We start from the raw sequence: 20,656 nt of genomic DNA, 5'->3' as shown, positions 1-20,656 counted from the left end.
ATGCGCGTCGCGATCGTCGGGCCCGCGTTCCCCTACAAGGGCGGCGGCGCCCGGCACACCACCGAGCTGGCGCACCGGCTGGCGGCGGCCGGCCACGACGTCGTCATCGAGTCCTGGCGGGCCCAGTACCCCTCGTTCCTGTACCCCGGCCAGCAGACGATCTCCGAGCCGGAGGGGGAGCCGTTCCCCGGCACCCGGCGCCGGCTCGACTGGCGCCGCCCGGACGGGTGGTGGCGCACCGGCCGCGCGCTGCGGTCGTGCGACCTGGTCGTCCTCGTGGTGCTCAGCACCGTCCAAGTGCCGGCCTACCTGGGGATCCTCGCCGGGCTCCGGGGCCGGGCCCCGGTGGTGGCGCTGTGCCACAACGTGCTGCCGCACGAGCGCAAGCCGTACGACGAGCCGCTGATGAGGCGCCTGCTGCGCAAGGCGGACGGCGTCCTCGTCCACACCGAGGCGCAGGCCGACCTGGCGCGGGGGCTCACCCGGCGGCCCGTGCGGGTCGCGGAGATGGCCGCGCACCTGCCCGCGGCCGGCGCCGCCGCGCCCGGCGACGGGAAGGTGCGCCGGCGGCTGCTGTTCTTCGGGATCGTCCGCCCGTACAAGGGGCTGGACGTCCTGCTGCGCGCCCTCGCCGAGGGCCCGGACGACGTGGCGCTCACCGTCGCGGGCGAGTTCTGGGGCGGCCTGGACGAGACCCGCGAGCTGGTCGGCTCGCTGGACCTGACGTCCAGGGTGGAGCTGCGGCCCGGGTACGTCCCGGCCGCCGACCTCCCGGGGCTGTTCGCCGCGGCCGACGCGCTCGTCATGCCCTACCGGTCGGCGACGTCGTCGCAGAACGTGTGGATGGCCTACGAGCACGGCCTCCCGGTGATCGCCACCGATGTGGGCGGGTTCGCCGCGCAGATCCGCGACGGCGTGGACGGGCTGGTCTGCGCGCCGGACGACGTGCCCTCGCTCGCCGGCGCCCTCCGCCGCTTCTACACGCCGGGGGAGCCGGAGCGCCTGCGCTCCGGCGTCCGCCCGGTCGACCACGGCCCGGTGTGGGCCGCCTACCTCGACGCGCTCACAGGTGCGGTTCGATGACCTTCATCAGGGCGCGCTTCGGCTTGGCGCCGACGATCTGCTCCACGACCTCGCCGTTCTTGAGGAGCAGCAGCGTGGGCAGCCCCATCACGCCGTACTTGCCCGGCGTCTGCGGGTTCGCGTCGTAGTCCATCTTCGCGATCTTGATCTTGCCGTCCTGCTCGGCGGCGATCTGCTCCAGCACGGGAGCGATCATGCGGCACGGCCCGCACCAGTCGGCCCAGAAGTCGACCAGAACGGGGGTGTCACTGCTCAGGACCTCGTCCGCGAACGTCGCGTCGGTCACGGTGATCGGGGCCGTCACGGTCCCTCCTTCGTAGGCTGCGTGCCCGTCGTGGGCGGCGTACCCGTCGTGGGCGGCGTACCCGTCACAAGCTCCTTGGACCGCGGTTCATTCCCGGTGCCCGGGGCCGTCCTGCCCAGCAGGAACGCCACGCCCGCGATCAGCAGGTCGGCGGCGGTCAGCAGCACCCGGGACGCGATCGCGACCACGACCGGCGCGCCCGCCGGGAGCACCGGCGTCAGCACGACCGTCAGCGCCGCCTCCCGGGCCCCGATGCCGCCCGGCGCGATGAAGACGAGGAAGCCGGCGACGAATGCCAGCGCGTACGCCCCGGTCGCCAGGAACGGCAGCCCCCTGCCGTCGCCGCCCACGGCCGCGCACAGCAGCCAGGTGTGCACGCCGAACAGGGCCCAGCCGAGGACCGTCCACCCGACGGCCCTGAGCGTCGCGCCCAGGCCGACCGGGTGCTCCAGCGGCGGCCGGCGCACGAGCCTGAGCATCACGCCGAGCGCCCAGCTCACGATTCTCGGGTGCAGCATGGCCAGCAGGACGGGCGCCAGCAGGAACAGCCACCAGTACTCCCGGCGCGCCGCCGCGGACGTCAGCGGCAGCGTCACCGCCGCGACCGCGAGCCCGCACGAGGTGGACGTCGCGACCGCCAGCATCGTCGAGCCGAAGCTGCGCTCGGGCGGCACCTTGTGCTCGCGCGTCATCTCGATCTGCGTGACCAGCGCCCACACCTTGCCCGGGACGTACTTGCCGAGCTGGCTGATCCCCGAGATCCGGAAGACGGCCCGCACCGGCAGCGGCGACCCGAGCCCGGCGAGGAACTCCCGCCAGCCGAGCATCCAGACGAAGAGCCCCGCCAGGCCGGCGGCGAGCGCCCCGGCGAGCGCCGCCCACGACATCTGCCGGAACGCGTCCACCGCGGCGTCCCACTGGGACGCCACGCTGTAGCCGCAGAACGCGAGCGCGAGCAGGACCAGGAGCACGCGCAGGCTCCGGACGGCGACGACCTTCATCTTCACGCGCCCAGCGTAGGCGAACGTGACCTTACGGCCGCCCGCTCCGCCTAGAGTTGGGGGGCGATGAAGATTTCCGATGTGGTCGCCTTCATGGGGCACCAGGTGCACGTATGCCGGTACCGCGAGGCGGGGACGCTGCTCGACTGGATGGGGCGCGACCTGCGCGGCAAGCGGGTCCTCGACGTCGCGGGCGGTGACGGCTACTGGGCCGGCCGCGCGCGCCGGCGCGGCGCCGACGCCGTCTCGATCGACCTGGCCCGCGGCAAGATGGTCTACGGGCGGACGCTCGCGCACGCCCCCGCGCTGGTCGAGTGCGACGCGCTGCGGCTGCCGTTCGCCGACGGCTCGTTCGACGCGGTCCTGTCGGTCTGCGCGATCGAGCACTTCGACGACGGGGGCAGGTCCCTGGACGAGATGGCGCGGGTCCTCAAGCCCGGCGGTGAGATCTTCATGTCCGCCGACGTGCTGAGCCGTGCCGACGCCTGGCCGAAACTGCGCGACGCGCACAAGGCCAAGTACCACGTCCAGCACACCTACACCCACGACAGCCTGGGCAAGCTGATGGACGAGCGCGGCCTGGACCTCGTCGGGCACAGCTACCAGTTCCGCACCGCCGCCACCGAGCGCCTCTACCTGTCCCTGTCCACCTACGGCGGCAAGGTCGGCTTCAACGCCGCCGCGCCGCTCACGCCGCTCGTCGCGCTCGCCGACCGCGCCGCACCGAACGAGCGCGGCAGCATCGTTCTGGTCCGGGCCCGGAAAAGACAGGGCGTGCGGGGGCGGAGCGCGTAAGAGGTGGCCCTGCGGGGAGGGGCCCTCACGATGAATCGCGTGGGACGAGATCCGGCGAGCGGGCGCCTTCCGGGCGTACGCTCGAAGAGTAAAGAGTGATCTACGCCACCGCGCTGGATGGGGGAGTGGACCGTGGGGCCTCGGATTCTGCTCGACGCCACCGCCGTGCCTGCCGATCGCGGCGGGCTCGGCCGGTACGTGGACGGGCTGCTGTGCGCCCTGCACCGGCAGGGCGCCGACCTCGCGGTCGCCTGCCAGCGTGCGGACGCCGAACGCTATGAGGGCCTCGTGCCCGGCGCGCGGGTCGTCGCCGGCCCCGCGACGCTCTCGCACCGCGCCACCCGCCTGGCCTGGGAGCAGTCGGGCCTGCCGCACGTGGCCCTGCGCGTCGGCGCCGAGGTCATCCACCTGCCCACCTACACGATGCCGGTGAGCGCGGGCCTGCCGACCGTGGTGACGATCCACGACGTCACCCTGTTCGCCGAGCCGGAGCTGCACGACCCGGTGCGCACCTCCTACATCAAGTCGGCGACGCGCACCGCCGCCCGCCGCGCGACCCGGCTGATCGCCCCGTCCCGCGCGACGCGCGACGAGCTGGTCCGCATCCTCGGCGCCGACCCGTCCCACATCGACGTCGCCTACCACGGCGTCGACCACGAGGTCTTCCACCGCCCGTCCGAGCCGGAGGTCAAGCACGTCTCCGACCGCCTCGGCCTGCACGGCCGCCCGTACATCGCCTACCTGGGCGCGCTGGAGCCGCGCAAGAACGTCCCCAACCTGATCCGCGGCTGGGTGCGGGCCTGCGCCGGCCGCGAGGACGCCCCGGCGCTCGTCCTGGCGGGCAGCGGCGGCTGGGACGACGAGGTCGACGCGGCCCTCGCCACCGTCCCGCTGGAACTGCGCGTCCTGCGTCCCGGCTACCTGTCCTGGTCGGACCTGCCCGGCTTCTTCGGCGGTGCCCTGGTCGTCGCGCTCCCGAGCCGCGGCGAGGGCTTCGGGCTGCCCGTCCTGGAGGCCATGTCCTGCGGCGCGCCCGTCCTGACCACCCACCGCGGGCCCCTCCCCGAGGTCGGCGGCGACGCGGTCGCCTACACCGAACTCGACCCGGACGGCATCGGCGCCGCCCTCGCCTCCCTGATCGACGATCCGTCCCGCCGCGCCGAGCTCGCCGAGGCCGCGCACACCCGCTCCGAGAGGTTCTCCTGGTCGGCGTCCGCGGAGGCCCACATGGCCTCCTACCAGCGTGCCGTGGACCAGTACGCTTCCGCACGCACCCACTAGGCTCTCTCCGACCGCGCGTGGAGAAAGGAACCGAGTGGAAGCGATCCTCCTGGTGGGAGGTCAAGGCACCCGCCTGCGCCCCTTGACGATCTCCACCCCGAAACCCCTGCTCCCCACCGCCGGGGTCGCGTTCCTCGCGCACCAGCTGGCCCGCGCGCACGCCTCGGGCGTCGAGCGCATCGTGTTCGCCACGTCCTACCGCGCCGAGATGTTCGAGGCCGCCTTCGGCGACCGCGCCTACGGCGTCGACCTCGCCTACGTCAGCGAGGACGAGCCGCTCGGCACCGGCGGCGCCATCCGCAACGCCGCGCGCGCCCTCTCCTGCGGCCCGGACGACCCGGTCCTGATCCTGAACGGCGACATCCTGTCGGGCCACGACGTCCGTGCCCAGGTGAAGCTGCACGAGGCGGCCGCGGCCGAGGTGACGCTGCATCTCACCGAGGTCGACGACCCGTCCCGCTTCGGATGCGTCCCCACGGCCGACGACGGCCGTGTCACGGCGTTCCTGGAGAAGACGCCCCATCCGGTGACGAACCAGATCAACGCGGGCTGCTACGTCTTCCGCCGCTCGGCCATCGACGCGATCCCCGAGCACGAGGTGGTCTCCGTCGAGCGCGAGACGTTCCCCTCGCTCATCTCCTCCGGTGCGGTGGTCATGGGCTACGTCGAGTCGGGCTACTGGCTGGACGTCGGCACCCCCGAGGCCTTCGTCCGGGGGTCGCGCGACCTCGTCCTCGGCGCCCTGGCCTCGCCCGCCATGCCCGGCGAGCCGGGCGAGCGCCTCGCCCTCGCGGGCGCGCGGGTCGCGCCGGGGGCGGTCGTGCGCGGCGGCACCACCGTCGGCCGCGGCGCCGTGGTCGAGGCGGGCGCCACCGTGATCGGCAGCGTCCTGCTGGAGGACTCGTTCGTCGCCGAGGGCGCCACCGTCCGCGACTCGGTCCTCAGCCGGGGCGCCCGGGTCGGTCCCGGCGCGGTCCTCGACGGCGTCGTCCTGGGCGACGGCGCGGTGGTGGGTCCCGGCAACGAGCTGCGCTGCGGCGTCCGTGTCTGGCCCGGAATCAAACTGCCGCCGACCGCCGTCCGCTTCTCCGCCGACGACTGAGGCGCGACAGCGGAAGACCGCCTCGCGCGGGCAGGCGCATGGTGGTCGCCCGGGTGCTGAGACCAGCGGATTTATGGCGACATTTATGCTTTGCCCCCGGACGGGGAGCCGACTGCGGGGCGGTGGCAGACTGGTGGCCGAGGCCGCCGGGGCGCCGGCGTACGGGGAGACCTCGGCGGGTCCGGCGGTGCATGTCAAGCAGGGAGAGTCGGCTCGTTGAGCGTTGCTGAACCGCCCGGGGTGGCCGGGGAGGCGACCGCTGGGCGCCTCCCCGGCCGGGTCCGGGAGTGGCGGCCGCCGTGGGCGCTGGATCTGCGCGACGCGCTATCGCCGCACCGGCGCGGGTCGCGCGATCCGGCGTGCCGGTTCGAGCGGGACGGGTCCGTCTGGCGGACGTCCCACACCCCTGACGGGCCCGGCACGCTGCGGGTCGGGTGGACCGGGGACGCCGTCGAGGCCACGGCCTGGGGGCCCGGCGCCGAATGGCTGCTGGAGGGGGTGCCCGAACTACTGGGGGCGGCCGACGAGCCGGACGGGTTCGTCGCGCGGCACGACGTGGTTCGCGATCAGGTGCTCAAGCGCCCGGGGCTGCGGATCGGACGGACGCGGCGGGTCTTCGAGGCGCTCGTGCCGGCGGTGATGGAGCAGAAGGTGCTGGGGCAGGAGGCGTGGCGCGCCTGGGCCTACCTGCTGCGCAGGTTCGGGCAGCCCGCGCCCGGCGCCCCGCACCTGCGGGTCCCGCCGCCGCCGGAGGTCTGGATCCGGATTCCCTCGTGGGAGTGGCACCGGTCCGGCCTGGAGGCCGTCCGGGCCCGGACGATCATCGGGGCGGCGCGGGTCGCGCGGCGGCTGGAGGAGGACCCGGCCGAGGCGCGGCTGCGTTCGCTGCCGGGCATCGGCGTGTGGACGGCCGCCGAGGTCAGGCAGCGCGCGGTGGGCGATCCCGACGCCGTCTCCGTCGGCGACTACCACCTGCCCGGCCTGGTCGGCTGGGCGCTGGCGGGCCGCAAGGTCGACGACGCCGGGATGCTGGAACTGCTGGAGCCCTACGCCGGTCATCGCTACCGGGTCACCCGGCTGCTGGAATCGTCCGGGATGCACCCGCCGAGGCGTGGCCCCCGCTTGCCGGTCCGGGACTACCGGTCCTTCTGACCGGGGCCTGCGCCCTGCGGCGGCGCAGCCAGAAGTTGTTCGGGGTCCGGTCGAGGCCGTCCCGGCTGTCGGCGCCGAAGAGGGGGCCGAGGACGGCGAGGGCGATGATGAGGCCGAGTACGTACAGCATGATCTTCTTCCTTGGGATCGCGGTGGCGGCGTTCCCGCGCGGGGCGATCGGAGGAGCCGGGGTCTCCGCCTCTTTCCGTCGCACTCACATTTTGACTCCGTCCAACGTTCAGGTCCAGCGAGGCTTTCTGTAGGGATTGTGTAAGAATCGCTTCACTATGTTGGATCTCGGACGTTTGCGGGTGCTGCGCGAGGCCAAGCTGCGCGGGACGCTCGGGGCGGTCGCCGACGCCCTCGGCTACACGCCGTCCGCGGTGTCGCAGCAGCTCGCGCAGCTGCAGCGGGACATCGGCGTGCCGGTGGTCGAGCGGGCCGGGCGGCGGCTGCGGCTGACCGAGGCGGGCGAGGTGCTCGTCGAGCACGCCGAGGCGCTGCTGGCGCGGGCGGAGCGGGCCGAGGAGGCGGCGCTCGCCGCCAGCGGGCGCGTCGCGGGCGCGGTGCGGCTCGTCGGCTTCCAGACGGCGCTGCTGCACGTCCTCGCGCCCGCGCTGCCGCGGCTGGCGGAGGCGTATCCCGACCTCGTCGTGGACGTGCTGGACGAGGAGTTCCACCGGGTGCTCCAGGCGCTGGTGCTCCAGGAGATCGACGTCGTGCTGACGGACGAGTACTCGCACCTGCCGCGGCCGCGCAGGCCCGAGCTGACCTCCGAGGTCCTCGTCACCGAGATCATGCGGGTCGGGATGCCGGAGGGCCACCCGCTCGCCGAACCGGGCGGCCCGATCCGGATGGCCGACCTCGCCGGGTGCCCCTGGGCCACCGGGCACGTCGGCACCAACCACGCCGACCTGCTCGAACGGACGTGCGTGGAGCTGGGCGGCTTCCGGCCCGACGTCCGCTTCAGGTCCAACGACCTGATGGTCATCTTCGCGATGGTCGCCCAGGGAGGCGCCGTGTGCCTGGTGCCCGACCTCGCGCTCGCCGAGCGGGAGGAGGGCATCGTCGTGCGGGACGTCGCGGACGCCCCCGTGGACCGCCGGATGGTCATGTGGACCCGCGTCGGCGCGGAGGTGCGGCCGTCGGTCGACGCCGTCCTGCGGGAGCTGCGCCGCTCGGCGGACCAGTTGGTCGAGCGCCGCCCGAGCTGCCGTCGCGGCGCGCCCTGACCCGGCCCTCCGCGACGGCGGCGCCGGTCACGCGGGAGGGGTCACCGGCGTCAGGGTGAGCGACTGCCGTCCGAAATGCCCGATGCCGTCGGTGCGGCGGGACGCCTCCAGGCGCTCGGCGGGAACGTCTCCGTAGAGGGTGGTGCGCTGCCTGGAGGGACGGCCCGCGCGCGCCGCGATCGCCTCCAGTTCGCTGATGGGCTTGAACGACCCGTTCTCCGAGCCGGCCATCCGGCTGATGGTCTCCTCCATGAGTGTCCCGCCGAGGTCGTTCACCCCTCCCTGCAGGACCCGCGTGCACAGTTCGTCCCCGAGCTTCACCCAGGAGGTCTGGATGTTGGGGATCGCGCCGTGCAGCAGGATGCGCGCCAGGGCGTGGACGGCGACGTTCTCCCGCGCGGTCGGCCCCGGACGCGCCAGCCCGGCGAGATAGATGGGCGAGTTGTGGTGGACGAAGGGCAGCAGCACGAACTCGCTGAACCCGCCCGTCCGCTCCTGGATGGACCGCAGCAGCTTGATGTGCGCGACCCAGTGCGCGGGGGTGTCCACGTGCCCGTACATCATCGTGGACGTCGTCGGGATCCCGATCTCGTGCGCGGTGGTGACGACCTCGACCCACTGGTCGGTGGGGAGCTTCCCCTTGGTCAGCACCCACCGCACGTCGTCGTCCAGGATCTCGGCGGCCGTCCCGGGCAGCGAGTCGACGCCCGCCTCCTTCGCCGCCTCCAGCCACTCCCGGATCGACAGGTCCGTCCGGGACGCGCCGTTCACGACCTCCATCGGGCTGTAGGAGTGCAGGTGGATGCCGGGCGCGCGGCGCTTCACCTCGCGGGCGAGGTCGAAGTACGCGGTGCCGGGAAGGTCCGGGTGGATGCCGCCCTGCATGCAGACCTCGGTCGCGCCCGCCTCCCAGGCCTCGTCCACGCGGTCGCCGACCTGCTCCAGCGACAGGGTGTAGGCGTCGGCGTCCGTGCGGCGCTGCGCGAACGCGCAGAACCGGCAGCCGGTGTAGCAGACGTTCGTGAAGTTGATGTTCCGGGTGACGACATAGGTGACGTCGTCGCCGACGGTGTCGCGGCGCAGGCCGTCCGCGAGTGCGGCGAGCGCGTCCAGTTCCGGGCCGTCGGCGTGCAGGAGGGCCAGCGCCTCGTCGTCGGACAGCCCCGCCGGGTCCTGTTCCGCGCGCGCAAGAGCGGCCTTGACGTCGGCGTCGAACCGCTGGGGCGCGGCCATGCGGTCGCGCAGCGCGTCCCAGTCGCCGTACACCTCGTCGAAGTCGTCGCGCCGGTCCGCCGTGCGGCCCGTCGTGTCGATCTCGGTGTGCAGGTCGGTCCGGCCGAACGCCTCGAACCCGCCGTCGGGCTCCTGCCAGGGACGTCCTTCGAGGACGGCGTCCTCCCGCGCCAGCCCCGTCGCGGGATCGGACAGGGCGGCGACGTGCGCGGTGAGGCGCGGGTCCAGCCACGGCTCGCCGCGCCGTACGTACTCGGGGTAGATCGTGAGCCGCTCGCGCAGTGCGAACCCGGCCCCGGCGGTCCTGGCGGCCAGCTCGTCGATCTGCGGCCACGGCCGCTCCGGGTTCACGTGGTCGGGCGTCAGCGGCGACACCCCGCCCCAGTCGTCGATCCCGGCGCGCAGCATCAGCGCGTACTGCTCGGCGACCAGGTTCGGCGGCGCCTGCACGCGCGCCTTCGGGCCGAGGACCAGCCGCGTCACCGCGATCGTCGCGGCCAGCTCCTCCAGTTCGGCGTCCGGGGTGTCGCGCATCCTGGTGTCGGGCTTGGCGCGGAAGTTCTGGACGATCACCTCCTGGATCGCCCCGTACTCGCGCATCGTCCGCCGGATCTCGAAGATCGCGTCCGCGCGCTCCTCGACCGTCTCGCCGATCCCGATGAGGATGCCGGTCGTGAACGGCACGTTCGTCCGGCCGGCGTCCTCCAGCACCCGCAGCCGTACGGCGGGGTCCTTGTCCGGCGACCCGAAGTGGGGGCCGCCGCGCTCGCTGAACAGCCGCGTCGCGGTCGTCTCCAGCATCATCCCCATGGACGGCGCGACCGGCTTGAGCCGCTGGAAGTCGCGCCAGGTCAGCACCCCGGGGTTCAGGTGCGGCAGCAGCCCGGTCTCCTCCAGGACCCGGATCGCCATCGCGCGCACATACGAGAGCGTGTCGTCGTAGCCGTGCGCGTCCAGCCACTCGCGGGCCGGGCGCCACCGGTCCTCGGGACGGTCCCCGAGCGTGAACAGCGCCTCCTTGCAGCCCATCGCGGCGCCGCGCCGCGCGATCTCCAGCACCTCGTCGGGGCTGAGATAGGGCGAGTCGAGCCGGTGCGGGACGGTCGCGAACGTGCAGTACCCGCAGCGGTCGCGGCACAGCCGGGTCAGCGGGATGAAGACCTTGCGGCTGTAGGTGATGACGCCGGGACGGCCCGCGGCCTCCAGACCGGCGTCCCGGGTGCGGGCCGCGTAGGCGAGCAGGTCGTCGAGCTGCGCCCCGCGGGCCCGCAGCAGTGTGGTGGCCTCGGATCGGTCCAGTGTCTTGCCGTCGCGCGCGCGGGCCAGGGCCCGGCGAAGAGCGGAGCTCGGGGCGTCCATGCGGGCACTCTATGCCAATCGTCATATTCCGTGCCGCGCCGGGGTGCGAAAGTCCGGGCAGAAGGAAAGGCCCCGGCCGTAGAAGCCGGGGCCTGCCCGCATCTATTCCCGCGCGGTCCCTGATCCGTTCATCTGACCTCGATGAAGGCGTCCGCCCCGCGCGGCGGGCGCTCGCGCGGGGGCGCGGCCGCGTGGCCCACCCCGACGGCCCCCATCGGGTCCCACGCGTCCGGCAGGTCGAGGACGTCGCGGACCACGTCCCGGCAGAACATCGTGCTCGACACCCAGCACGAGCCGAGCCCCTCCACGGCCAGCGCCACCAGCAGGTTCTCCACGCCCGCCCCGGCCGCCACCACGAACATCTCGCGCTCGGCGCGGGACCGCCGCTCGTCGGGATAGTCGTGCGATCCCTCCATGACCAGGCACGGCACGACGAGGTAGGGGGCCCGGCGCAGCACCTCGCCGCGCCGCAGCCGCTTGGCGATCGACTCCGCGGAGAAGCCGTCGCGGCGCAGGTCGGCCTCCCAGGCGTCGCGCATCGCGTCCAGCAGCCGCGTCCGCGACTCCGCCGACTCCAGCAGGACGAACCGCCACGGCGTGGTGTGGTGCGGCGCCGGCGCGGTGATCGCGGCGCCGACCGCCCGCCGCACCGCGGCCGGGTCCACCGGCTCGGCGGTGAACTCGCGGATCGTGCGCCGCGCGCCCAGCACGTCCGCCGACCCGAACCGGAACATGTCCTCCTCGGGCGGACGCACCAGCGCCCGCGCGCCGGGCCCGTCCTCCGGCGTGACCAGGCCGGACAGCCCGCGCACGATCGCGACCGGCACGCCCTCCAGCTTGCCCTTGACCAGTTCGCCTGCCGCCGCGATCTCGTCGGCGACCGCCGTGATCGTGGCGTCCAGGCGGTTGCCGTAGGCGTCGTCGCGCCCACGCAGGTCGCTGAGCGGGGCCAGCCCGGCGACGCCGATCGCGGCGTCCGTCAGCCCGTTGCGCCAGGGCCGCCCGAGCGTGTCCGACACGATCACGGCGACGTCCGCGCCGGTCCGCTCCCGCACCCCGGCGCGGATGCGCCGGGCCGAGGCGTCCGGGTCCTCCGGCAGCAGCAGCACCGTCCCGGGCCGGGTGTTGGACGCGTCCACGCCGGCGGCGGCCAGCACCAGCCCCTGCCGCGTCTCCACGATCCGGGTCTCGCCGCGCGCGTGCGCCCGCCGCGCCACCACCCGCACGGTCTCGGCGTCGATGGCCTTCTCCCGGTCGTCCGCGACCAGGACCCGCCCCTCCGCCTTGCTGACGATCTTGGAGGTGACGACGAGCACGTCGCCGTCCTCGACAGTCCCGTCCGGGATCAGCGCGGCGATGTCGGCGCCCTCGGCGACCTCCGGCATCCCCGGCACGCCGAAGACCTCGAACCTCTGCGGGGGGACGACCCCCGGCACCCCCCGGCCCGCTCCGCTCGACCCCGCGCTCATTCGGCGACCCCCGCCCGCTTCAGCTCCACCGCCAGGTCCAGGGCCGCGCGCGCGATCGCGGCGGTCGTCTCGGCGTCGCGCATCAGCAGCGGGCGCGAGCGCACGTCGATGCCCTCCACCCGCACGCCCGCGTCGGCCTCGTCGACGAGCCACCCGTCCAGCAGCCCGAGGCCGTAGTGCTCGGCGACCGCGCGCGCCGACGTCTCCACCCCGATCGCGGCCAGGCACGCGTCGGCCATCCCGCGCACGGGCGCCCCGCCGACGATGGGCGACACGCCCACCACGGTCTTGGTCGCGACCGCGTCCCGGATGCCGGGCACCGCCAGGATCGTCCCGATGCTCACCACCGGGTTGGACGGCGGGAACAGCACCACGTCGGCCGCCTCGATCGCCGCCAGCACGCCCGGCGCCGGCGTGGACTCCGCGGCGCCCACCGCCGCGATCGACAGCGCCGGGACCGAGGCGCGCATCCGCACCCACCACTCCTGGAAGTGGATCGCGCGCCGCCCCTGCTCGTCCTCGACCACCACGTGCGTCTCGACCTGGTCGTCGGTCATCGGCAGCAGCCGCACTCCCGGCTGCCACCGGTCGCACAGCGCCTCGGTCACCGCGGACAGCCGGTAGCCGGCCGCCAGCATCTGCGTCCGGACGATGTGCGTCGCGAAATCGCGGTCGCCGAGCCCGAACCAGTCCGGCCCCACCCCGTAGGCGGCCAGTTCCTCCTTGACGGTGAAGGTCTCCTCCGCCCGCCCCCAGCCCTGCTCCTCGTTGATGCCGCCGCCGAGCGTGTACATCACCGTGTCCAGGTCAGGGCAGACCCGCAGGCCGAACAGGGAGATGTCGTCCCCGGTGTTGCCGATGACGGTGATCTCCGCCTCCGGGGCGGCCGCCAGGAGCCCGCGCAGGAAACGGGCGCCGCCGATCCCGCCCGCCAACGCCACGATCTTCATGGCCTCAACCCTACGGTGATCCCCGAGGAGAGCAGAGGGGTCGCCGCTCCGGGCGACACTATGCAAAGCTTTGCCTGCTATCGGAGAACGCCCGGTCCCGAGTCTGGAGATGCCACCGTGAACAAGGAAGCCGTCCAGCGCCTGCGCGAACCGGCCGCCTGGGTTTTGCTCGCCGCGGCGGGCGTCCACCTTCTCGCGGGCATCATCTCGCTCCTCGGCGGCGGGGGCAGCTTCACGCTGCGCGCCCTCGGCCAGACCAACGACGGGACGTTCCTGCAGGTCGCGATGGTCGGCCTCGTCGTCCTGGCGATCCTGCTGACGACCTGGGGCGGCACCCCGACCCCGCAGGCGCGGACGATCACGATGGGGGCGCTCGGCGTCCTCGGCGGCATCGGGCTGTTCGGCGTGATCTCGTGGCTGAGCGGGATGCTCGCCAACTCCGACTACGCGGGCGCGGTGACCAAGCTCACGACCTTCCTGATCGGCGCCGGCGACCTGGCCGTGGTCGGCGTCGGCGGCTGGTTCGCCTTCACGGTCTTCAAGGGGATGCAGCCGCCCCGCCCGCAGCCGCAGATGCAGCAGCAGGGGGGCTACCCCGACTTCGGCTACCAGCAGGGCCAGCCGGGCCAGCAGCAGTACGGCCAGCAGCCTGCCCAGCAGGGTTACGACCAGCAGTACGGCCAGCAGCAGTACCAGCAGTACCAGCAGTACGGGCAGCAGGGCGGTGAAGGGCAGCAGCCCGCCCAGCCGGGGTACGAGCAGCAGCAGTACGGCCAGCAGCAGTACGGCCAGCCCGGCCAGCCTGGCTACGAGCAGCAGCAGTACGGCCAGCCGCAGGAGTACCAGCAGTACGGCGGCCAGGGCGGCTACCAGGCGGGCCCGCAGCAGGGGCAGCCGCCCGCCGAGCAGGAGGACATGGGCGAGTGGACCCGTGCCTACGGCGGCAGCGGCGGCTCCGGCCAGGACCCGCAGGGCACCCAGCCCGCCCCGCCGCAGGGCGGCGACCAGGAGGGCGGCGACTGGTACCGGGACAACCGGCCCCCGCCCCCGCAGTAAGAATCCCACGGCGAAGCCGCCGCTTCCGGTGGTGACCGCCCGATTAACTGATCTTCATCCAAAGGTCAGCATGCCCATCCCGGCAAAACCCGCTATGTCACCCGGGAATGCCTTCCGGCTTGACGGGGCGGCTACTACACGCGTGTAATTTCGTCGGTGTAGTTTCAATGCCGTCTCGGGGGAAGGAACTCGTGGGAGGGCATTGACCAGGGGGTTCCACGGGCAGGGAGGTGCGCTGTGAGCGAGGTGGTCATCCCGCTGGCGCACGGCACAGACGGCGAAGAGTTGGGCTGGCAGGAGCGCGCCCTGTGCGCGCAGACGGACCCGGAGGCGTTTTTTCCGGAGAAGGGCGGCTCCACTCGCGAGGCCAAGAAGGTGTGCCGGGCATGCGAGGTGCGTACGGAGTGCCTTGAGTACGCGCTGCAGCACGATGAGCGGTTCGGCATCTGGGGAGGGCTCTCCGAGCGGGAACGCCGGAAGCTGAAGCGGCAGGCCGTCTGACCCGCGGGCCGCGCCCCCGGATCGGTGGATCCGGAGCGTGCCCGGCGCGGCCACGCGTACAGTTATCAGCCGTGCCGGCCCCAGGGCCGGCACGGCTGCTGTCCGTCCGGCACCGCGTGCTCGTCGCGCACCGCCCGTCCGGCCGGCACCGACACCGTCCGTCCCACAGATCGAGCGACCCTTGGCCCCCACCCTCGATCGCCATGTCGTCACCGCCGTCCTCGTCGCGCACGACGGCGCGCGGTGGCTTCCGGAGGCGCTGAAGGCGCTGCTGACGCAGTCGCGCCCCGTGCAACGCCTCGTGACCGTCGACACCGGCAGCACCGACCGCGGCCCCGCCGTCCTCGCGGAGGTCGTCGGCGAGGACGAGGTCCTCACGCTGCCCCGCACCACCGGCTACGGCGAGGCCATCGCCGAGGCGCTGCGCCAGGACGCCGCGTCCGCGCCCGTCCCGGAGGACGAGTCCGCCGCCCACCACGCCGACGAGGCCCAGGGATCCCGCAAGCCCCGCACGGAGTGGATCTGGCTGCTGCACGACGACTGCGCGCCCGACCGCGACGCGCTCGACCGGCTGCTGCGGACGGCCGCCGCCGACCCCAACGTGGCGGTGCTCGGCCCCAAGGTCCGCGACTGGGACGACCGCCGCGTCCTGCGCGAGCTCGGCGTCACCGTCGACTCCGCCGGGCGCCGCCACACCGGCCTGGACCGGCGCGAGTTCGACCAGGGCCAGCACGACGGCGTCCGGGACGTCCTGTCGGTCGGCAGCGCGGGCATGCTGGTCCGCCGCGACGTGTGGGACCGCCTCGGCGGCTTCGACGTCGAGTACGGCCTCTTCCGCGACGACCTGGACTTCTGCTGGCGCGTCCACGCCGCCGGCCACCGGGTCGTCACCGCGAGCGACGCCGTCGTCTACCACGCGGAGGCGTCCCGGCGCGGGCTCCGCGAGATCGGCATGACCGCCGAGCACCCCGCCCGCCGCGATCGTCGCAACGCACTGCTCACCCTGCTCGCCAACCAGCCGCTCGGAGCGATGCTGCGGGCCCTCGTCCGCAACGTGTGGGCGTCGCTCGCGCACGCCCTCGTCCTGGTGGCGACCAAGCGGCCGGGCATGGCCCGCGAGGAGCTGCGCGCGCTCGGCGACGTGCTGCGCTCGCCCGGCCGGCTCCGGCGGGCGCGGGCCGCCCGCGCCGAGGGCCGCACGCGCGTGCGGCGCAGCGTCCGGCGGTTCCAGACGCGCTGGGTCGTGCTGCGCCGGGCCGGCGAGGCGGTCTCGGAGTACTTCGCCGCCCACGAGCGCGACCGCGAGGACAGGGACGACGACCTCACGGCCGACGAGCCCGGCCCGATCCGCCGGTTCCTCGCCCGTCCCGGCGTGATGGTCGTGCTCGGGCTCGCCGCCGTGACGGTCGCCGCCGAACGCTCCCTGGCGACGGCCGCCGGGCGGCTCGGCGGCGGCGCGCTCGTCCCCGCGTGGGGCGGCGCGGGCGACCTGTGGGCGCAGTACCTGTCCGGCTGGCACCCGGTGGGGCTCGGCACCGACGCCGGCAGCCCCCCGCACGTCGGGGTCCTCGCGGTGCTGTCCAGCGCGGCGTTCGGCAAGCCGTGGCTGGCGGTGGCGGTCCTGCTGCTCGGCAGCGTCCCGCTGGCCGGGCTCACCGCCTACCGCGCCTCGCGGCTGCTGGTGGTGGAGGCGCCGCGGACGGGACGGCGCGCCCGCGCGTCCGGCCGCCGCGTCCCGGTCTCGGCCGTCCGCGCCTGGTTCGCCGCCGTGTACGCGCTGCTTCCCGCCGCGACCGGCGCCGTCGCGGGCGGGCGGATCGGGACCTGCCTCGTCCTCGTCCTGCTGCCGCTGATCGCCGTGCACGCCGCCCGCCTCTACGGCCTCCCCCGGTCGGAGGCCGCCGGGCTGGACGCCCGGACGCGCCGCAAGCGCGCGGGACGGGCCGCCTGGACGGTCGCGCTGCTGCTCGCCGTCACGATGTCCTTCGTCCCGCTGATCTGGCCGATCGCCCTGCTGGCCGCCGGGATGGTGCGGGCGCTGCTGGACCGGCCGGGGCGGCAGGGCCTGCGCGGCCTGGCCATCGCGCTCGGCGTCCCGCCGCTGCTGACGCTCCCGTGGACCGCCGGCCTGCTGTTCCACCCGTCCCGCTTCCTGACCGAGGCGGGCCTGCACCGGCGGTTCGCCCCCGCCGCCCCGGCCGACCTGCTGGCGCTCGACCCGGGAGGGCCGGGCACGCCCGCGCGGTGGGCGCTCGCGGGGCTGCTCGCGGTCGCCGTCTGCGCGCTGCCGCTCCGCAGCCGCCGGGGCCATGTGCTCGCCGGCTGGCTGCTGGCGGTCTTCGGGCTGCTCGTCGCGGTGCTGACCAGCGCCGCCACCGTCACCAAGGGGGCCGACGAGGCGCCGGTGTGGCCCGGTGTGGCGCTGCTGTTCGCCGGCGCCGGCGTCCTGCTCGCCGCCACCGCCGCCGTCCAGCGCGCCACCGAGGCCCTGGCGGGCCAGCACCTGATCTACAAGGCGGGCGGTGCGGTCGTGCTCGCCGCCGCGCTCACGGCCCCCGTCCTCGCGGCCGCGCTCTGGGTGGCCGGCGGCGCGGGCGGCCCGCTCGGCAGGCTCGACCCCGACACGGTTCCCCAGTTCGTCCAGGGGACCGGCGGAGTCAGGACGCTCGTCCTGCACCGGGAGCCGACCGGCCGGGTCTCCTACACGGTCCTCAGGGGCGCACGGCCCCACCTGGGGGAGTCGGAGGTCGCCGTCAAGGGCCGGGCCCACGACCGGATGGACGACCTCGTCGCCGGCCTGTCCGCCGGCCGGGAGGGCGACGACGGGCCCGCGCTGACGCGGATGGGCGTCCAGTACCTGCTGGTGCCGCACCCCGCGGACGACCCGCTCACCAAGGTCCTGGACGCCTCGCCCGAACTGACGCGCCTCAGCCGCACGGGCACGTTCGCCGTGTGGCGGCTCCAGGCGACGTCCGCCCGGATGATGCTTCTGCAAGGTTCAACGGTCACGCCTCTGTCCACCGGGCGCGTCAACGCCCGCGTGCAGATCCCGCCGGGCACAGGCCGACGCACGCTTCTCCTGGCAGAACCGGCCGACGGTGGCTGGCGGGCCACGCTGAACGGCGACGACGTCAAGGCACGGACCGTGGACGGCTGGGCGCAGGGATACGACATCCCCACCGCCGGAGGAGAGTTCGAACTGACCCGGTCGATGACGATGCGGCACATTTGGGTCGTCGTCCAGGGGATCGCCGTCCTGGTGGTGGCCGTCCTGGCGCTGCCGGGCGCGCAGACCGACACCCTCATGCTCGCCAGAGAGCGGGAACGCCGCCGCGGACGGCGAGGACGGCGCCGCGCGCCCCGTGCCCGCGTCCAGCGCGCGCTGCCGCCCGCCGCGCCCGCAGAGCCGTCGGAGCCACCGGAACCCGCGGAGGAGCCCAGCACGGAGGAGGTGTCCTGATGGACAAGGTCCTGCGCCTCCTCGGCATGCGCTACGCCACCGCCGCCCTCATGCTCGTCGCCGTCGCCGCCCTGTACGGCGCCGCGACGTTCTCCCGTCCGGGCGAGGCGTCCGAAAGGGGCCGCGAGGCGCCGGTCACGCACGCCGTCACGGTCTGCCCGGGACACGAGGGAGGCCGCCTCGCCGTCCAGACCCTCGGCCGCAAGAAGGGCGGCGGGCGCGTCGACATGGCGCCGACGAAGGGCGGATCGCCGCTGGGGTCCATGACGTCGCCCGGCCAGGGCTGGGGCAAGGACACCAAGTCCGGCGAGGACTCCTACACCCTGCGCGCCACCGGTCCCATCGCCGGCGGGCTGGAGGCGGAGCAGACGACCCACGAGAACGGCGGCGACGACCGCGGCCTCGCCGGCGTCCGCTGCGCAGCTCCCGGCACCGACCTGTGGTTCCTTGGCCCCGGGCCGGTCGCCGCCGACGAACTCGACCTCTACCTGACCAACGTCGACGCGCAGCCCGCGTCCGTCGACGTCTCCGCCCTGTCCGGCGAGGGCCCCCTCGACACCACCGAGGGGCGCGGCACGCCCGTCGAGCCCTACACCACCCGCGTCGTGAAGATCGGCGGGTCGCCCGAAGGGCTCGGCGACATCGTCAAAACCGCCGCCGACCTCGCCCTGCGCGTGCGCACCACCAGCGGCCGCGTCGCCGCGTCCCTGCGGGTCCGGATCGGCGAGAAGAAGGGCATCGAGTGGCTGCCGCAGTCGGCCGCGCCCGCGGCCTCCGCCCTCGTCCCCGGCGTGCCGGGCGGTTCCGGCGGGCGCCGCCTGCTGGTCGCGGTCCCCGGCGAGGCCGACGCCCGGATCAGGGTCCAGGTGATCGCCGCTGACGGCGCCTTCGCCCCGCAGGGCCAGGACGTCCTGGACGCCCCCGGCAAGACCGTGACCTCCGTGCCCCTCGACGGCGCCCTGTCCGGCAGGGCCGCCGCCGTCCGGCTCGTCGCCGACCGGCCCATCCTGGCGGGCTTCGCCGCCGACCGGGGCGCCGACGTCGCCTACGGGGCCGCCACGCCGCCCCTCGGCGCGTCCGGCCCCGGCGTCGTCGCCGACAACCGGTTCGACTCGTCCCTCTCCCTGACCGCCCCGTCCGGGGCGGCGAGCGTCCAGGTCACCACCATGAACGCGCAGGGCGCCGGTGCCCCCCGGCAGGTCGAGATCCCCGCCGGACGGACCGTCGAGACCGAACTCGCCGCGCCCGGCACCGGTGCGGACGCCTCCTTCGGCGCGGTGATCATGCCGAAACCCGGCTCGGCGCCCGTCTACGCGTCCCGCCTCCTCGCCACCGGCAAGGGCGGCGGCTACCTGTTCACCGTGCTGCCGATCGTCCCGGCCCCCACGACCCTGCGCCTCCCGGCCACCGCCGACTCCCAGACGGCCCTGACCCCGAACTGATCCGGAAGCCCGGGACGGCCGGGTGGCCAGGGCCTGTCTCGAAGTGGCCTCGGGCACGCGCGCGAACGCGTGACCTGCCCGGTGCAGCGAAGCCGGAGGCGAGCGAAACCGGGCTGATCGCGAAGCGATGCCGCGTTCGCCCAGGTCCGGTCACGTAGCGAGCCGCCAGGCGAGCGAAGTGGGCCGGGACTTTGAAACGCAGTCAGTCGTCGGGAGTGTCGTAGCTGGGGTCGACGGACTCGGGGGAGAGGCCGAGCAGGTCGGCGACCTCTTCGACGAGCAGGTCGCGGATCATCTGGGAGAGTTCGGCCTCGCCGGCGGCGCGGGCCTCGACGGGGCGGCGGTAGACGACGATGCGCACCGGCCGGCCTCCGTCGCCGGGGAGGGTCTGGCCGAGCGGGACGGGCCCGTCGAACAGCGGCTCGACTCCCGGCACCTCCTCGACCGCGAACTCCACGCGGGCCAGTTCGCGGCTCCAGCGCGTACCGAGCCGCCGGACCTCGTCCTCGACGAGGTCGGCGAACCGTTCCGCGCGGGTACGTGAGACCGGCGCCTGCGGGGGCGTCAGAGGACCACGGAGGCCACGACCGTGCCGGTCGCGGCGCCGTACGCCTGCCACACGGGATCGCACGCCACAAGAGTACCTCCGCTCGCACGGCGGCCCCCACACAAGGCACCGCCCGGAACGGTCCGTGCACAAGGTCATTACGGAATGTAGTTGTTACCAAGGAAATCGCCCGGTAACGGCGACACGTGCGCCGGGGTGGTGGCGGAGCCGGGTGGGGGGAGGTACGGTCAGCCATCGTGAGCCCCGTCCGCACTTGCTCCCGCACCGCCTGCAAGGCGCCCGCAGTGTTCACGCTCACGTACGTCTACCGCGACTCCACCGCGGTCCTGGGGCCGCTCGCAACGTACGCCGAGCCGCACTGCTACGACCTGTGCGCCGAGCATTCCGAACGGCTCACCGCCCCCATGGGGTGGGAGCTGGTGCGGCTCCCCGTCGAGGAGGAGTCCGAGCCCAGCGCCGACGACCTGGAGGCCCTCGCCGACGCGGTCCGCGAGGCCGCCAGGCCCGCCCCCGGAACCGGCCACGAGCCGGTCGGCCAGGGCACCGAGGTCGGCCGCCGGGGGCACCTGCGCGTGCTCCGCTCCGAGCCCGCCGGAACGCAGCCCGGCCAGGAGTGAACGCGGGGCCCCGCCCCGTCCCGATCCCCGGTCCGACGTCGCGGCGGGTCG

The 20,656-nt window shown here is 74.4% G+C and carries 17 protein-coding genes; 11 read left to right on the top strand and 6 right to left on the bottom strand.

The features are described 5' to 3' along the window. Nucleotides 1–1,083: a glycosyltransferase family 4 protein gene (locus tag BJ999_RS36580; protein ID WP_179837482.1), complete on the top strand. Its 1,083-nt coding sequence runs from the start codon at nt 1–3 to the stop codon at nt 1,081–1,083. Here the strand turns inward: BJ999_RS36580 and trxA are convergent. Together trxA and BJ999_RS36570 are read right to left on the bottom strand one after the other, a co-directional pair. Continuing rightward, nucleotides 1,064–1,387, bottom strand: coding sequence for a thioredoxin (trxA, locus tag BJ999_RS36575; protein WP_179837481.1), 324 nt, complete (start codon nt 1,385–1,387; stop codon nt 1,064–1,066). The two genes, BJ999_RS36580 and trxA, sit on opposite strands and share 20 nt — an antisense overlap. Beyond that, nucleotides 1,384–2,388: a lysylphosphatidylglycerol synthase transmembrane domain-containing protein gene (locus BJ999_RS36570; RefSeq protein ID WP_179839055.1), complete on the bottom strand. Its 1,005-nt coding sequence runs from the start codon at nt 2,386–2,388 to the stop codon at nt 1,384–1,386. The genes trxA and BJ999_RS36570 overlap by 4 nt, the downstream gene beginning before the upstream one ends. A 66-nt stretch (nt 2,389–2,454) precedes the next feature. Between BJ999_RS36570 and BJ999_RS36565 the strand changes: the two genes are divergently transcribed. The 5 genes from BJ999_RS36565 to BJ999_RS36545 all read left to right on the top strand — a co-directional run bounded on the left by BJ999_RS36565 (nt 2,455) and on the right by BJ999_RS36545 (nt 7,950). Then, entirely contained in the window at nt 2,455–3,183 is a 729-nt protein-coding gene (locus BJ999_RS36565) for a class I SAM-dependent methyltransferase (protein ID WP_179837480.1), read from the top strand. 132 nt (nt 3,184–3,315) lie between these two features. After that, nucleotides 3,316–4,464, top strand: coding sequence for a glycosyltransferase family 4 protein (locus BJ999_RS36560; protein WP_179837479.1), 1,149 nt, complete (start codon nt 3,316–3,318; stop codon nt 4,462–4,464). Between the two features lie 34 nt (nt 4,465–4,498). Next, complete coding sequence (gene manB / locus BJ999_RS36555; protein ID WP_179837478.1) at nt 4,499–5,566, top strand: mannose-1-phosphate guanylyltransferase; 1,068 nt, start codon at nt 4,499–4,501, stop codon at nt 5,564–5,566. A gap of 216 nt (nt 5,567–5,782) precedes the next feature. After that, nucleotides 5,783–6,718 carry a DNA-3-methyladenine glycosylase family protein gene (locus BJ999_RS36550; protein WP_229810004.1) on the top strand — a complete coding sequence of 312 codons (936 nt, stop codon included), beginning with the start codon at nt 5,783–5,785 and terminating at the stop codon, nt 6,716–6,718. A gap of 287 nt (nt 6,719–7,005) precedes the next feature. Next, entirely contained in the window at nt 7,006–7,950 is a 945-nt protein-coding gene (locus BJ999_RS36545; protein ID WP_179837477.1) for a LysR family transcriptional regulator, read from the top strand. Between the two features lie 27 nt (nt 7,951–7,977). On the opposite strand, the gene BJ999_RS36540 is transcribed toward BJ999_RS36545, so the two are convergent. The 3 genes from BJ999_RS36540 to cofD form a co-directional block, all read right to left on the bottom strand. Then, complete coding sequence (locus BJ999_RS36540; RefSeq protein ID WP_179837476.1) at nt 7,978–10,542, bottom strand: bifunctional FO biosynthesis protein CofGH; 2,565 nt, start codon at nt 10,540–10,542, stop codon at nt 7,978–7,980. A gap of 128 nt (nt 10,543–10,670) precedes the next feature. After that, nucleotides 10,671–12,011, bottom strand: coding sequence for a coenzyme F420-0:L-glutamate ligase (locus BJ999_RS36535; protein WP_179837475.1), 1,341 nt, complete (start codon nt 12,009–12,011; stop codon nt 10,671–10,673). Further along, nucleotides 12,008–12,961, bottom strand: a complete 954-nt coding sequence (cofD, locus tag BJ999_RS36530) for a 2-phospho-L-lactate transferase (protein WP_179837474.1) — start codon at nt 12,959–12,961, stop codon at nt 12,008–12,010. Before cofD ends, BJ999_RS36535 begins: the two co-directional genes overlap by 4 nt. A 117-nt stretch (nt 12,962–13,078) precedes the next feature. Here cofD and BJ999_RS36525 point away from each other — a divergent pair, with 117 nt between their 5' ends. The 4 genes from BJ999_RS36525 (at nt 13,079) to BJ999_RS36510 (ending at nt 19,420) form a co-directional block, all read left to right on the top strand. Continuing rightward, nucleotides 13,079–14,017, top strand: a complete 939-nt coding sequence (locus tag BJ999_RS36525) for a hypothetical protein (protein WP_179837473.1) — start codon at nt 13,079–13,081, stop codon at nt 14,015–14,017. 237 nt (nt 14,018–14,254) lie between these two features. Then, nucleotides 14,255–14,518, top strand: a complete 264-nt coding sequence (locus BJ999_RS36520) for a WhiB family transcriptional regulator (protein WP_021594342.1) — start codon at nt 14,255–14,257, stop codon at nt 14,516–14,518. Between the two features lie 181 nt (nt 14,519–14,699). After that, nucleotides 14,700–17,978, top strand: a complete 3,279-nt coding sequence (locus BJ999_RS36515; protein ID WP_179837472.1) for a glycosyltransferase family 2 protein — start codon at nt 14,700–14,702, stop codon at nt 17,976–17,978. Further along, nucleotides 17,978–19,420: a DUF5719 family protein gene (locus BJ999_RS36510; protein ID WP_179837471.1), complete on the top strand. Its 1,443-nt coding sequence runs from the start codon at nt 17,978–17,980 to the stop codon at nt 19,418–19,420. Before BJ999_RS36515 ends, BJ999_RS36510 begins: the two co-directional genes overlap by 1 nt. 202 nt (nt 19,421–19,622) lie before the next feature. On the opposite strand, the gene BJ999_RS36505 is transcribed toward BJ999_RS36510, so the two are convergent. After that, complete coding sequence (locus tag BJ999_RS36505) at nt 19,623–20,051, bottom strand: metallopeptidase family protein (protein ID WP_229810003.1); 429 nt, start codon at nt 20,049–20,051, stop codon at nt 19,623–19,625. A gap of 173 nt (nt 20,052–20,224) precedes the next feature. Here BJ999_RS36505 and BJ999_RS36500 point away from each other — a divergent pair, with 173 nt between their 5' ends. After that, nucleotides 20,225–20,605: a DUF3499 domain-containing protein gene (locus tag BJ999_RS36500; RefSeq protein ID WP_138644054.1), complete on the top strand. Its 381-nt coding sequence runs from the start codon at nt 20,225–20,227 to the stop codon at nt 20,603–20,605. Nucleotides 20,606–20,656 lie beyond the last annotated feature (51 nt).

This window comes from Actinomadura citrea, assembly GCF_013409045.1.
Classification (GTDB): Bacteria; Actinomycetota; Actinomycetes; order Streptosporangiales; family Streptosporangiaceae; genus Spirillospora; species Spirillospora citrea.
Note: the sequence above shows the minus strand (reverse complement) of the source record. Positions and strands in the feature narration are given on the sequence as shown.

What these genes read in the sequence shown, in the direction of transcription:
- BJ999_RS36570 (WP_179839055.1), bottom strand. Translation starts at nt 2,388, where the DNA reads ATGAAGGTCGTCGCCGTCCGGAGCCTGCGCGTGCTCCTGGTCCTGCTC.
- BJ999_RS36545 (WP_179837477.1), top strand. Translation starts at nt 7,006, where the DNA reads ATGTTGGATCTCGGACGTTTGCGGGTGCTGCGCGAGGCCAAGCTGCGC.
- BJ999_RS36535 (WP_179837475.1), bottom strand. Translation starts at nt 12,011, where the DNA reads ATGAGCGCGGGGTCGAGCGGAGCGGGCCGGGGGGTGCCGGGGGTCGTC.
- BJ999_RS36580 (WP_179837482.1), top strand. Translation starts at nt 1, where the DNA reads ATGCGCGTCGCGATCGTCGGGCCCGCGTTCCCCTACAAGGGCGGCGGC.
- cofD (WP_179837474.1), bottom strand. Translation starts at nt 12,961, where the DNA reads ATGAAGATCGTGGCGTTGGCGGGCGGGATCGGCGGCGCCCGTTTCCTG.
- BJ999_RS36510 (WP_179837471.1), top strand. Translation starts at nt 17,978, where the DNA reads ATGGACAAGGTCCTGCGCCTCCTCGGCATGCGCTACGCCACCGCCGCC.
- BJ999_RS36540 (WP_179837476.1), bottom strand. Translation starts at nt 10,542, where the DNA reads ATGGACGCCCCGAGCTCCGCTCTTCGCCGGGCCCTGGCCCGCGCGCGC.
- BJ999_RS36565 (WP_179837480.1), top strand. Translation starts at nt 2,455, where the DNA reads ATGAAGATTTCCGATGTGGTCGCCTTCATGGGGCACCAGGTGCACGTA.